This window comes from Streptomyces sp. 71268 (assembly GCF_029392895.1).
GTDB lineage: Bacteria > Actinomycetota > Actinomycetes > Streptomycetales > Streptomycetaceae > Streptomyces.
The window spans coordinates 5,291,542-5,304,387 of the sequence record NZ_CP114200.1; the positions used below are offsets into that span (position 1 = coordinate 5,291,542).

Genomic DNA, 12,846 nt, shown 5'->3' on the forward strand with positions numbered 1-12,846 from the left:
GCGTGACCGCGCTCCGGCGGTGCGTCGTTGGCCACACCGGCGGGCTGTGGATCGCACCGTTTCGACCGGGTGTGACGTCCACGGATCACGCGCCCTCCGCTTCTAGGCTGGCCGCATGACCTCATCTGATGCCCCACAGACCCCACGCTTCTCCGGCGGCGAACGCTGGTCCGACCTCGACCGGCCGCCCCTCAACGAGTCCGCGCTGCGCCGGTCGCTGCTGCGCCCCGGCGGCCTGTGGACCGCGCTCGACGTGCTGCCCAGGACCGGCTCCACCAACACCGACCTCGTCGCCCGCGCCGCGGCCGGCGCCGGCGAGGGGCAGATCCTGATCGCCGAGGAGCAGACGGCCGGCCGCGGCCGGCTCGACCGGGGCTGGAGCGCGCCGCCGCGCTCCGGCCTCTTCTTCTCCGTGTTGCTCCAGCCCGGCCCGTCGGTGCCGGCCGAGCGGTGGGGCTGGCTGCCGCTGCTGGCCGGCGTCGCCACGGCCAGCGCCCTGTCCCGTACCGCCGGTGTGGACACGGCCCTCAAGTGGCCCAACGACCTGCTGGTCACGGTGCACGGGGAGGAGCGCAAGCTCGGCGGGATCCTCGCCGAGCGCACCATGGCGCACACCGCCGGCGCGAACGGCGCCGGGGCCGAGCCGGGCGTCGACTCGCGCACCGACGCGCGCGGGGCGCACGTCGCCGGCGCGGACGAGGCCGACGGCGCCGGCGTCGTGGTCGGCGTCGGGCTCAACGTCTCGCTGCGCGCCGCCGAGCTGCCCGTGCCCGGCGCGGGCTCGCTCACCCTGGCCGGCGCCAAGGAGGTGGACCGCGACCCGTTGTTGCGGGCCGTGCTGCGCTCGTTCGAGGAGTGGTACGGGAGGTGGCGGGAGGCCGACGGCGATCCGACGGCCTGTCGGCTTCAGGAGGCGTACGCGGCCGGCTGCGCCACCCTCGGCCGGTCCGTGCGGGCCATGCTGCCGGGCGAGCGGGAGTGCGTCGGCCAGGCCGTGGCCATCGACGGGTACGGCCGGCTGGTCATCGAGACCGAGGGCGGGGGCCGGGAAGCGGTGTCCGCCGGGGACATCGTCCACCTGCGTCCTGCTTCGACGGGAGAGTGAGCTACGGCACACCTGTCGTATCGTTGTGCTGGTCCGTCCGGCTGGCCCGCTGGTGGGACGGGAGCGGGGGCGGTGCCCGCCGGCCGTGGTCGCGTAGGCGGCCGGGCTGGGGCGCTGCCGCCGCCCGGTGTTCCGGGGGCGCCGAGCGACGCGTGCCGCCCGTGGCACCGGGCACGATCGGCAGCACACGGTCGGTGACCGGTGGTGCGTGCGGTATCCGCGTGGGCTTCGAGTGTGCGCGCGGTGGTGCGCGGGGCGTCGCGCGCGAGGGCGGGCGGGGCGTCACGGGCGAGCGGAAGAACGGAAGGGCAGTGCGCAGGGACCGGACAGGGATTGGGGCCTCCTCGCCCAGGGCGACCACGCCACGGACAGGGGTACGCCGGTGAGCGTCGACGACTCGGGTGCCGGTGAACCGGCTCCCCCACACCCTCCGCGCACCGCGCCGGACGCGGCGCGGGCCGCCTCGGGCGCCGAGCGCCCCGCCGACCCGGCGGACGCCGTCGAGGAGGCGGGGGCGGAAGAGGACGGGGCGCCCCCGTCCCCGACCGACCCCGGCGCCGGACACGACCGCAACGCGGCGGCCGAGCGGGCCGCCGCCGTCGAGGACGACCCGATCGCGCTCAAGCTGGAGCAGCTCATCCTGGGCGCCGAGCGGCGGTACACGCCCTTCCAGGCGGCCCGCAGCGCCGGTGTCTCGATGGAGCTGGCCTCCCGCTTCTGGCGGGCCATGGGGTTCGCGGACATCGGCCAGGCCAAGGCGCTCACCGAGGCGGACGTGCTGGCGCTGCGCCGGCTCGCGGGCCTGGTCGAGGCCGGGCTGCTGAGCGAGCCGATGGCGGTGCAGGTCGCCCGCTCGACCGGGCAGACCACGGCGCGGCTCGCCGACTGGCAGATCGACTCCTTCCTGGAGGGGCTCACCGAGCCGCAGGAGCCGGGGATGACCCGGACCGAGATCGCGTACCCGCTGGTCGAACTCCTCCTGCCGGAGTTGGAGGAGTTCATCGTCTACGTGTGGCGACGCCAGTTGGCGGCGGCCACCGGGCGCGTGGTGCAGGCGCAGGACGACGCGGAGATGGTCAACCGCCGGCTGGCCGTCGGCTTCGCCGACCTGGTCGGGTTCACGCGACTGACCCGGCGCCTTGAGGAGGAGGAGCTGGGCGAGCTGGTCGAGGCGTTCGAGACCACGGCGGCCGACCTGGTGGCGGCGCACGGCGGACGGCTCATCAAGACGCTGGGCGACGAGGTGCTGTACGCGGCCGACGACGCGGGCGTCGCGGCGGAGATCGGGCTGCGGCTCATCGAGACGATGTCGCACGACGAGACGATGCCGGCGCTGCGGGTGGGGCTCGCCTTCGGGTCGGTGACGACGCGGATGGGCGACGTGTTCGGTACGACGGTCAACCTGGCGAGCCGGCTGACATCGATAGCACCGAAGGACGCCGTGCTCGTGGACGGCGCCCTCGCGGACGAGTTGTCGCGCACCGGCGACGCGCCGCGCTCCGAGGCGGAGGCCGCGGCGGCCGAGAAGGAGGGCGAGTCCGTGAAGTACCGGTTCGCGCTCCAGCCCATGTGGCAGCGCGCCGTCCGTGGACTCGGCGTCGTCGAACCCTGGCTCCTCACCCGCCGCCCCTGACCCCGCCCCGGCCCCGCCCTGCCCCGGGCCCCCGCCCCCGCGCCCGGCGCCGCTGCCCCTCCGGCACCGGCGCCGCGCTGCTTCCGGGGTCGGGGGCGCGGGGCCGTGCCGTATGCGGATTCCGTACACCAGGGGCGTGTCGTACGCCCATTCCGTACACCGGTGGCGTTGTCGTACGCCGAGGTCGCGGACCGACCCGCACCCGACCCGCTCAGCACCCGCCTTCCTCTCCGCGCTCTTCCGGTCGTCGGTCAGACGGTCGGACGGTCGGTCGGTGGGGGCGGGAGGTAGCGGGGGTGCGGGTGGGGCTGCGATGATCCGACGGCAGGTTCACGATCGTTAACCGGGAGGGTGGCGTGATGGCGGAGCAGCGGTTCGGTGAGTGGGTGGCCGTGCGACGGGACGGCTTCGTGGCCGAGCTGGTGCTCGACCGGCCGCAGGCCATGAACGCGGTCTCGACGGAGATGGCCCGCTCCATCGCGGCGGCGTGCGCCGCGCTCGGCGCGGACCGGGACGTGCGGGCCGTGGTGCTGACCTCGACGCACGAGCGCGCGTTCTGCGTGGGCGCCGACCTGAAGGAGCGCAACTCGTTCAGCGACGCCGACCTGGGCCGGCAGCGGCCGGTGGCGCGCGGCGCGTACACCGGCGTCCTTGAGCTGCCGGTCCCGGCCATCGCCGCGGTGCACGGTTACGCGCTGGGCGGCGGGTTCGAGCTGGCCCTGTCGTGCGACGTGATCGTGGCCGACCGGACGGCCGTGGTGGCGCTGCCCGAGGTGTCCGTGGGCGTGATTCCCGGCGGTGGGGGTACCCAGTTGTTGCCGCGCCGGGTGGGCGCGGCGCGCGCCGCCGAGCTGGTGTTCTCGGCGCGCCGGGTCGCCGCCGACGAGGCGCGCGAACTCGGCCTCGTGGACCAGCTCGTGGACGCGGGCGAGGCCCGGACCGCGGCGCTTGAGCTGGCCGGCCGGATCGCCGCCCACTCGCCGGTGGGGCTGCGGGCGGCCAAGCGGGCGCTGCGCCTGGGCCAGGGCCTCGACCTGCGGGCCGGGCTTGAGGTCGAGGACGCGGCGTGGCGGTCGGTGGCCTTCTCCGGCGACCGGGCCGAGGGCGTGGCGGCGTTCAACGAGAAGCGGACGCCGCGATGGCCGGGTGAGTGAGCGGGCTGGCGCGGGCGGCGTGACGGGGGTCCGGTTGGTATGGATGCGGGAGGTTACGGGCGAGCAGCGTTGACCGTCCTTCCGCGTTGACCGAGACTCCGGGGGCGGGAGAGTGGCGCCGGCATGGGCCTCTCTTCCGCGTCTAAACCTGCCGCAAGCGAAAATTGCCGAACATTCTTACGCTGAGGTGCAGGCATGTGCGGACAGTGACGGAATGCGAGGCGTGTGTGACGGACCGGGGCGATGCGAGGCTGGCTGCCGTGGTGGAGCTCGCGCAGGCGATGGCGGCCGCGCACACGGCACGGGAGTCGATGCGCGCCGCCGCGCTGAGCGCACTGGCTGCCCTTGAGGGGTCGTTCGCCGCGATCTGCGTGTGGGAGCGCGAGCTGGGGCGGCTGCGGGTGCTGGTCAACGTGGGGGAGCTGGCCCCGGGCGAGGAGCAGTTCCCGGTGGACGAGGCGTACCCGGTGCACGACTTCCCGGAGATCACGGAGTTCCTGCACGAGCGGTGGATCAACGGCGGCGAGCCGCGCGCCTGGGTGGAGACGGCGTCGGGCGAGGTGGCCACGGACGAGGTGGCGGCCGGCGCGGCCTCGGGCGAGGCGGCGGCCGGTGCGGCCGGCGCGGGTGGTGGGCGCCGTGGCGGGGCGCGGTCCGGGCGGGTGGCGGCGCTGCGGCGGCGCGGCCGGGGCTGCTGCGTGGTGGCGCCGATCGTGCTGCGCGGGCGGGCGTGGGGCGAGCTGTACGTGGCGCGGCCCCCGGGGCGGCCGGCGTTCGACCGGGCCGACGCCGACTTCGCCACCGTGCTGGCGTCGGTCACGGCCGCCGGGATCGCCCAGAGCGAGCGGCTTGAGGAGGCTCACCGGCTGGCCTTCACCGACCCGCTGACCGGGCTGGCCAACCGGCGCGCGGTGGACATGCGCCTTGACGAGGCGCTGGAGGCGCACACCCGGCAGGGCGCGGTGGTGAGCCTGGTGGTGTGCGACCTCAACGGGCTCAAGCGAGTCAACGACTCGCTCGGCCACGAGACGGGCGACCGGTTGCTGGAACGATTCGGCTCGGTGCTCTCGGTGTGTGGGGCGATGCTGCCGGGGGCGCTGGCGGCCCGGCTCGGCGGCGACGAGTTCTGCCTGCTCGCGGTCGGCCCGCCGGCGGACGAGGTGGTGGCGATCGCCGACGAGCTGTGCCGCCGGGCGGGCGCCCTCGAACTGGGCGAGGGCGTGGCCTGCGGCGTGGCGTCCACCGGCGACCCGATCGGCCCGGTGCGCTCGGCGCGCCGGCTGTTCCGGCTGGCGGACGCGGCCCAGTACCGCGCGAAGGCCGCCCACGCGGACCGCCCGGTGGTCGCCGGTCGCGACGGCGGCACCAAGGACCCGGTGGTCCGGCTCGCCGACGCCCCGGCCCCCACCGCGGACCGCCGCCGCATCCGCGGCCGGGGCCGCGGCAACGGCGCCTCCCGTGGCAAGGCCGCCCCCCAGCCCGGCGGCGCCCCGGGCGGCACGCCCGGCGCCCCCGGCTCCCCGGGCGCCGGCAACGGCCCCGGCGGTGGCCTGTCCGGCGGCGGTGGCGTGCCCGGCGGCGGGCTGGCGGGAGGCCGCGGGCGGCGGTGAGCGGGGGCGCGAGCATGTGGCGGGTTCACCGCCGCCTGCGGGCGCGTGGCGGGTCCGGGTGCGACTCGGCCCGGTTGGTGTGGCGTGCGGCGCGCCGGACGCCGGCCGACATCGCTCGTACGCCGTGGGGACAGCTCCCGCGCGTGACGGCTGGCCCGGTTGGCGCGGTGCGCCGGCCGACGTCGTTCGTACGCCGCCGGCCGAGTCCCCGCGCGTCGGCCGGGGCGGTACGGCCCCCGGGAGCCCTGACGCGGGCGGCGGCCGGGCTCGGTGGGGGTGCTCGCCCGGGGCTCAGCGGCGTTGTGCCCAGACGATCAGCAGGGTGACGAGCGCCGAGCCTCCCGCGCTCGCCGCGCCGGCCAGGGCCTGGAGCGCGAGGCGGCGGGTCAGCCGCCGCCACCGGCGGGGCCGGCCGGGCGGTGGCGCCTCCTCGCCGTCGTGGGGGCGGCGGCTGGGTGGGTGGGTGCTGGTGATGGCTCCTCCTCGGGTCGGTACTGGCCGGTGGGGCTCACTGTCGACCGGCGGCGGGGAGTTGCGGCAAGGGGCGACGGGGGGTGCGCGGGGAATCGGCGACACCGTCCCGCACCCGTCGCCAGGCGGGGCGACACCCCGCGCGGCGGCGCCCCGTCGCCGGAGGTGGCGACGGGGTGTCGCCGATGTGACTGGCAACGGTCGAACCGGTCGTCAGCCGCACACCGGGCCGCGATAGTGGGGGAGTTGGCGGTCGTCCCCGCCGACGCGAGCGGCGGGACACGTCAGCGGGCCCGCGACACACCGAGTCAAGGGGCGGGCGTGGCAGGCGAGAGCACGGCAGGGGCACTGGCCCCGCTGAACACCGGACTGGCCGAGGACAAGCGGGCGTTGGCCCAGACGCTGCGCGAGCTGTTCGCGTGCCTGGAAACCAGCGTCCGGCGCTACGCGATACACCGGCACCTCGACAAGGGAACGGTCTCCCGCTACCTGAACGGTGGCCGCACCCCGCCCTGGTCGTTCATCGCGAACCTGATGACCGACCTCGCCGACGAGGGCAAGCCGGTCACGGCCGAGGTCGAGGAGTTGCTGCGGAAGTTGCACGGCAGGTCGCGGCGGGCCGGCTCCGCCGCCTCCGAGGTCCAGCGGCTCCACGACCGGCTCGCCGAGGCCGACGCGGAGGCGCGCCAGGGCAAGAAGCTGGCCGGGGCGCTGACCGAGGTCTTACGGGACCGGGAACGGCGGCTCGCGACGCTCCAGCGCAAGATCAACCGGCTGGAGGAGGAGCGCGCGGCGGACCGCCACGCGTACGGCCAGGCGCTGATCGCCTGGCGCGGCACCTACCAGGAGCTGCGGGAGGAGCGCGACCGGCTGCTGCGCGAGGTGGACGACCTCCAGGGCGCGCTGGCCGAAGCCAAGCGGGAGGTCAGCGAGGCCGAGGAGCAGTGCACCCGGCTGGAGGGGCAGCTCGCCGAGGCCGAGAAGCGGGCCGGGGAGGCCGGCGAGCGGCCGGGTCTGCTGGAGATCCTGGAGACGACGGACCGTACGGCCTCGGTACCCCAACTGGTCGACCTGGTGACCCACCTGAGCGTGCCGGGGCGTACCGCGATGGCCACCGAGCTGGTGAAGTCGGCGGGCCAGTCGCGGCCGGTGGAGGAGGCCGCCACCCTGATCGAGGCGTTGTACGGAGCGGGGCACCACCGGCAGGCGGAGGCGGCGCTGCCCGCCCTGGTGCTGGTGCGGCCCGCCGCCGACGTCGCCGTCTTCATCCGGCACTTCGGCGGGGAGGGTCTGGAGGCCGCCACGGCGACCGTCATGAAGACCTCGCTGGAGATCCACTCGATGTCCGACATCGCGCACGTGGTGCTGAATCTGGTCCGGTTCGGGCAGAGGGCCAGCGCGCGGGTGTACCTGGGGGCCGCCACCACCGTCAAACCCGTCACGGACGTGGTGGACCTGGTCGTCCTGCTCGACGGGGTGGGCGCCCGGCAGACGGTCGAAGCCGCTCTGGAGGTGTGCGCGCGGGAGCGCTCCGTCCAGGAGGTGGCCGAGCTGTGCGAGCTGCTGGCGGTGGGCCCGTCCCGCGAGGCGGCGACCTGCCTGGAACGGGTGGCGGCCGAGACGCGGCCCGCCCGCGACGTCGTGGACCTGGCCGTGATGGTCTCCCGGTTCGCGCGCTCCGGCGCGGACCGGCTGCTGTGGCACAGCGTCAACCACCGGCGGCACGAGCACGGGTACCTGGTCGCGCTGGTCACGGCGCTGAACACGGCGAGCCTCCACGAGCGGGCCACCTGGCTGCTCTCCCACGCGGTGGGCGACTGGAGCGTGCCGGAGGTCGGGAGGCTGGTGGGCGCGCTGTACGTCGCCGGGCACTGGCAGCACGCGGTCGACGTACTGACCCAGGCGTTGCGGGCGCACGGCCCGGACGAGGCGGCCTCGCTGGTCGCGGTGGTCGACGACAGCCTGGAGGGCGGCGCCTGGACGATCCTCTCCGAAGCCTGTGCGGTGCAGACACCGGAGGAACTCGCGGTGCTCATCGCGCGGCTGGGCGAGTGCGGGGCGCGCGGTCACGCGAGCCGGGTCTTCTGGAAGGGGCTGCGCAGCCACTTCGCCGGGCACGCGGTGCACCTGGTGCGCAGCGTGCGCCAACGCGGCAGCGACCTGCTGGCCCCCGCCGCGTTGCGGGACCACGCCCACCGGGCCTCGGTCGGCGACGTCGTGGATCTGGCCTGCGCCCTGGCGGCGGCTGGGCACCCCCAGGACGCGCGCTCCCTGCTGGCCCAGGCGGGCAGCGGCGACCGCGCCCGTTTCCTGGGCCTGCTGTCGGACCTGGCCAGCCGGGACGAGCGGCTCGCGCGGTCGCTCGTACGGGACGTGGCGCTGGGCGCGCCGGTCCCGGAGCGGGTCAGGCTGGCGGTGGCGCTCGCGGCCTCCGCCGCCGAGACCGCCGCGTACGAGCAGTGCCTGCTGGAAGCGCTGCGCCAGGGGGACCCCGGGGAACTGGCCGAGTTCACCCGGCTCCGCAAGGCCGCCCGCAAGAAGCGGAAGAAGGCCCTGGACCAGGTCGCCAAGGACGGCCTGCGGCGCGAGCGCAGGCAGCGGCAGCGGGAGTTCGTCCGCAAGATACCGGGGCTCGCGGGGCGCGGGGCGGACGAGGCGGCGGACGCGGAGGTCGCGACGAACGGATGGTGACAGGTCGCGATTCAGTCTCTAGGGTGCCTGAATATGGATATGCAATCTGTGGTGGTGGGGACGTCCGGTACGACCGCCGAGGACGTGATCGCTGTGGCGCGCGGGCTGGCGCGCGTCGAGCTGTCGCCGCAGTCCCTGGCCGGTGTCGCGGCCTCGCGCCAGGTCATCGACGAACTCGCGGCCAAGCCCGACCCCGTGTACGGGGTCTCGACGGGGTTCGGGGCGCTCGCCGTCCGGCACATCAGCCCCGAGCTGCGCGCCCGGTTGCAGCGCAACATCGTGCGCTCGCACGCGGCCGGCATGGGGCGGCACGTCGAGCGCGAGGTGGTGCGCGCGCTGATGTTCCTGCGCCTGAAGACGTTGGCCTCCGGGCATACCGGGGTCCGACCCGTGGTGGTCGAGACGATGGCCGCGATCCTGAACGCCGGGATCACCCCGGTGGTGCACGAGTACGGCTCGCTCGGCTGCTCCGGCGACCTCGCGCCGCTCTCGCACTGCGCGCTCACCCTCCTCGGCGAGGGCGAGGCGCAGGGCCCCGACGGCGTGACCCGGCCCGCCGCCGAGCTGCTCGCCGAGCACGGCATCGCGCCGGTCGAGCTGCGCGAGAAGGAGGGGCTCGCGCTGCTGAACGGCACCGACGGCATGCTGGGCATGCTCGTCATGGCCTGCGCCGACCTGGCCCGCCTGTTCACCTCGGCCGACATCACGGCCGCCCTCTCGCTTGAGGCGCTGCTCGGCACGGACCGGGTGCTCGCCCCCGAGCTGCACGCCATCCGCCCGCACCCCGGGCAGGCGGCCAGCGCCGACAACATGCTGCGCGTGCTGGCCGGCTCCGGGCTGACGGGTCATCACCAGGACGACGCGCCCCGGGTGCAGGACGCGTACTCCATCCGCTGCGCGCCGCAGGTCGCCGGCGCCGGCCGGGACACCCTGGCGCACGCGCGCCTGGTGGCCGAGCGTGAACTGGCCGCCGCGGTGGACAACCCCGTGGTGCTGCGCGAGGCCGACGGCACGGGCCGGGTCGAGTCCAACGGCAACTTCCACGGCGCGCCGGTCGGCTACGTCCTGGACTTCCTCGCCATCGCCGTCGCCGACCTCGGCTCCATCGCCGAACGGCGCACCGACCGACTCCTGGACAAGAACCGCTCGCACGGCCTGCCGCCGTTCCTCGCCGACGACGCGGGCGTGGACTCCGGCCTGATGATCGCTCAGTACACGCAGGCCGCCCTGGTCAGCGAGTTGAAGCGGTTGGCGGTGCCGGCCTCGGTCGACTCCATCCCGTCCTCCGCGATGCAGGAGGACCACGTCTCGATGGGCTGGTCGGCCGCGCGCAAGCTGCGTACGGCGGTGGACAACCTGACCCGGATCATCGCGGTCGAGCTGGTCACCGCGACCCGCGCCATCGAACTGCGCGAGGGCATGACCCCGGCGCCGGCCACCCAGGCCGTGCTCGCCGCCGTGCGCGCGGCCGGTGTCGAGGGCCCCGGGGCGGACCGTTTCCTCGCCCCTGACCTGGCCGCGGCCGAGGCGTTCGTGCGCTCGGGGGCGCTCATCGAGGCCGTGGAGCCGGTGACGGGCCCGCTGGCCTGACCCCACGGGGGCGCGCCCCGAGACGGTCGGGCCCGGCGGACAGCCTGGCCCGACCGGGTGCTCAGTGGGCGCGCGAGCGGCGCAGCGAGACGGTGACCATCGCCGCGCCGAGGCCGAGGAAGCCGACGCCGCCCACCACGTACGGGGTGGTGTCGATGCTGCCGGACTCGGCCAGCCGCGCCTGGCCGGCGGGGGCGTTCGGGCCCGCGGCGGGGACCGGTCGGGACGAGGGCTGACGGTTCTCGGGGCCGTCCTCCGTCGCCTTGGCGGAGGGCACGAACCACAGAGCACACAGCAACGCGCCGGCGGCAGCGGCGGTGAGCAGTGGTCGGCGTGCGGTGGTCACGTAGGAGATCCCCCTTGTGCTGGCGGCCAATTGGCCCTGTATCGGCCGATGGTAGTGACCGCTGCGGGTCGCGCGGAAGGCTGGGCGCGGGCCGCCTACGCTCCGGAACATGAGCACTCCGGAAACATCCACGTTCGTACGGCTTCGCGTGGAGCTCGTACTCGACATCAACGACGCCGAACAACTCGCCGTCGCCGCGCGGGAACAGATCGACGGCGACGCGTTCATGCCCGAGGAGGAACGCGCGCACGCGCGGGTGGCCATCCGCGACGACCAGGCCGAGGCGCTCGCCTACCTCATCGATCCGTACGCCCTGGTCAAGGAGGTGCCCGGGATCGAGCTGGCCCAGGCGTCGTGGAGCAGCGAGCCCGTCGACTTCGACCCGGACGCCCAGGTGTGGGGCCTGGACGACGACGAGGACCTGTACGACGACGACCTGCCGGACGACCGTGACGATGAGGACGGCGCCGGCCACGACGTGGGGCTCGGCGGGCGGATCGACGCCGCGGCGGACGACCCCGACGCCACCTACGACCCGGCCGGCGGCTGGGCCGCCGGTGGCTACCGGCAGCCGTGAGGCGCCCGCCGCGCGCCGATCCGCCCCGCACCCGCGCCGGGCGGCGCGAACCCGGGCCCGCGCGCCGCGCGGCTGGGCGCTGCGCGGGAGGAGCGGGAGGATGCCGGCTGGGCAGGGCGGGAAGATGCTGGGTGGGCGAGGCGGGAGGGTAACGAAACCGATGCGGGAAGGGGGCGGCGGACGCTGACCCGTACCACCGGAGCCCCGGTCAGGCATATGGTCTGACCGGGGTCTTTTGGTGAGTGGCCTTGCCCACAGTTTCACTGGTAGTGGAACGGGCCAAAAGGTGCACGCGTTCATATGCAGTGGCCGGTACGCGTGTCTGCCCGACCGTCCGGCTCGGGGATTGACGGGGTTCAGCAGTAATGGAGAAGCGTGTGATGACGGACGGCAAGCGCCGCAAGGGCCTCGTGGCCGTGGCTGCGCTGCTCGGCGGCGTACTGACCCTCTCCGCCTGTGGCGGGGACGACGGTGGCGACGGCGGTGGCGACAAGGAGAAGCCGGGCAAGTCGCAGGCCCAGGTGGACAAGGCCGCGGCCAAGGACGCGTCCGACGCGCACATCAAGATCACGCCGAAGGACGGCGCCGACAACGCCGGCATCAACAGTGACGCCAAGGTCACCGTGAGTGGCGGCAAGCTGTCCGAGGTCAGCATGACCAGCGCCGCGGGGACCGAGGTCCCCGGCGTGATATCCCCGGACGGCACCTCCTGGAAGCCGAGCGGGCAGCTTGAGCGCTCGACCGTGTACAAGATCAAGGCGACCGCGCAGGACTCCGAGGGCCGCAAGGCCACGGAGAACACGTCCTTCACGACCGTCTCCCCGAGCAACAGCTTCATCGGGAACTTCACGCCCGAGGACGGCTCCACGGTCGGCGTCGGCATGCCCGTGTCGATCAACTTCGACAAGCCCGTGACGAACAAGAAGGACGTGCAGTCCGCGATCAACGTCACGAGCACCAGTGGCCAGGAGATCGTCGGCCACTGGTTCAGCGCCAACCGCCTCGACTTCCGGCCCAAGGAGTACTGGAAGGCCGGGTCGCAGGTGACGATGAAGATGAAGCTCGACGGCGTCGAGGCGTCCAACGGCGTCAAGGGCGTCCAGGACAAGACCGTCAGCTTCAAGATCGGCCGCTCGCAGGTCAGCACGGTGGACGCGAAGACCAAGCGGATGACCGTGGTGCGCGACGGCAAGAAGATCAAGGACATCCCGATCTCGGCGGGCAGCGCCGAGAACCCGACCTACAACGGCCAGATGGTGATCTCCGAGAAGTTCAAGGAGACCCGGATGGACGGCTCGACGGTCGGCTTCACCGGCAAGGACGGCAAGGGCGAGTACGACATCAAGGACGTGCCGCACGCCATGCGGCTGTCCACGTCGGGCACCTTCATCCACGGCAACTACTGGGGCTCCGACTCGATCTTCGGCGCCGCCAACACCAGCCACGGCTGCATCGGCCTGAACGACGCCAAGGGCGCGGGCGACCCCTCGCAGGACGGCGCCTGGTTCTACGAGCAGACCATCCTCGGCGACGTCGTCGTGATGAAGAACTCCCCGGACAAGACCATCAAGCCGGACAACGGGCTCAACGGCTGGAACATGGACTGGAACGAGTGGGTCGCGGGCAGCGCCGTCTGACTCTCCCACCAGCCGGCTGAACCCCACCCGCT

The 12,846-nt window shown here is 74.4% G+C and carries 9 protein-coding genes; 8 read left to right on the plus strand and 1 reads right to left on the minus strand.

The window, feature by feature from the left end; translation table 11 throughout:
* The first annotated feature begins 115 nt into the window (after positions 1-115).
* The 6 genes from OYE22_RS20895 (at position 116) to hutH (ending at position 10,254) form a co-directional block, all read left to right on the plus strand.
* Entirely contained in the window at positions 116-1,105 is a 990-nt protein-coding gene (locus OYE22_RS20895; protein WP_277321833.1) for a biotin--[acetyl-CoA-carboxylase] ligase, read from the plus strand.
* Between the two features lie 382 nt (positions 1,106-1,487).
* On the plus strand, positions 1,488-2,738 hold the full coding sequence (locus tag OYE22_RS20900; RefSeq protein ID WP_277321834.1) for an adenylate/guanylate cyclase domain-containing protein: 1,251 nt from the start codon (positions 1,488-1,490) through the stop codon (positions 2,736-2,738).
* Positions 2,739-3,097: 359 nt separating this feature from the next.
* Positions 3,098-3,892 (plus strand): enoyl-CoA hydratase-related protein, encoded by a 795-nt coding sequence (locus tag OYE22_RS20905; protein WP_187059782.1) that lies wholly within the window; start codon positions 3,098-3,100, stop codon positions 3,890-3,892.
* A gap of 281 nt (positions 3,893-4,173) precedes the next feature.
* On the plus strand, positions 4,174-5,502 hold the full coding sequence (locus OYE22_RS20910) for a diguanylate cyclase (RefSeq protein ID WP_277324241.1): 1,329 nt from the start codon (positions 4,174-4,176) through the stop codon (positions 5,500-5,502).
* A gap of 792 nt (positions 5,503-6,294) precedes the next feature.
* Entirely contained in the window at positions 6,295-8,664 is a 2,370-nt protein-coding gene (locus tag OYE22_RS20915) for a hypothetical protein (protein ID WP_277321835.1), read from the plus strand.
* A gap of 33 nt (positions 8,665-8,697) precedes the next feature.
* A complete protein-coding gene (gene hutH, locus OYE22_RS20920; RefSeq protein ID WP_277321836.1) occupies positions 8,698-10,254 on the plus strand; it encodes a histidine ammonia-lyase in 1,557 nt (518 codons plus the stop codon).
* A 61-nt stretch (positions 10,255-10,315) separates the two neighbouring features.
* On the opposite strand, the gene OYE22_RS20925 is transcribed toward hutH, so the two are convergent.
* Positions 10,316-10,600 carry a hypothetical protein gene (locus OYE22_RS20925; RefSeq protein WP_277321837.1) on the minus strand — a complete coding sequence of 95 codons (285 nt, stop codon included), beginning with the start codon at positions 10,598-10,600 and terminating at the stop codon, positions 10,316-10,318.
* Positions 10,601-10,709: 109 nt separating this feature from the next.
* Between OYE22_RS20925 and OYE22_RS20930 the strand changes: the two genes are divergently transcribed.
* Together OYE22_RS20930 and OYE22_RS20935 are read left to right on the plus strand one after the other, a co-directional pair.
* Positions 10,710-11,177: a hypothetical protein gene (locus OYE22_RS20930; protein WP_277321838.1), complete on the plus strand. Its 468-nt coding sequence runs from the start codon at positions 10,710-10,712 to the stop codon at positions 11,175-11,177.
* A 365-nt stretch (positions 11,178-11,542) separates the two neighbouring features.
* Entirely contained in the window at positions 11,543-12,814 is a 1,272-nt protein-coding gene (locus OYE22_RS20935) for an Ig-like domain-containing protein (protein WP_277321839.1), read from the plus strand.
* Positions 12,815-12,846 lie beyond the last annotated feature (32 nt).

Coding starts and splice junctions, on each gene's coding strand:
- OYE22_RS20895 (WP_277321833.1), top strand. CDS start 116: ATGACCTCATCTGATGCCCCACAGACCCCACGCTTCTCCGGCGGCGAA.
- OYE22_RS20905 (WP_187059782.1), top strand. CDS start 3,098: ATGGCGGAGCAGCGGTTCGGTGAGTGGGTGGCCGTGCGACGGGACGGC.
- OYE22_RS20910 (WP_277324241.1), top strand. CDS start 4,174: ATGGCGGCCGCGCACACGGCACGGGAGTCGATGCGCGCCGCCGCGCTG.
- hutH (WP_277321836.1), top strand. CDS start 8,698: ATGGATATGCAATCTGTGGTGGTGGGGACGTCCGGTACGACCGCCGAG.
- OYE22_RS20930 (WP_277321838.1), top strand. CDS start 10,710: ATGAGCACTCCGGAAACATCCACGTTCGTACGGCTTCGCGTGGAGCTC.
- OYE22_RS20935 (WP_277321839.1), top strand. CDS start 11,543: ATGGAGAAGCGTGTGATGACGGACGGCAAGCGCCGCAAGGGCCTCGTG.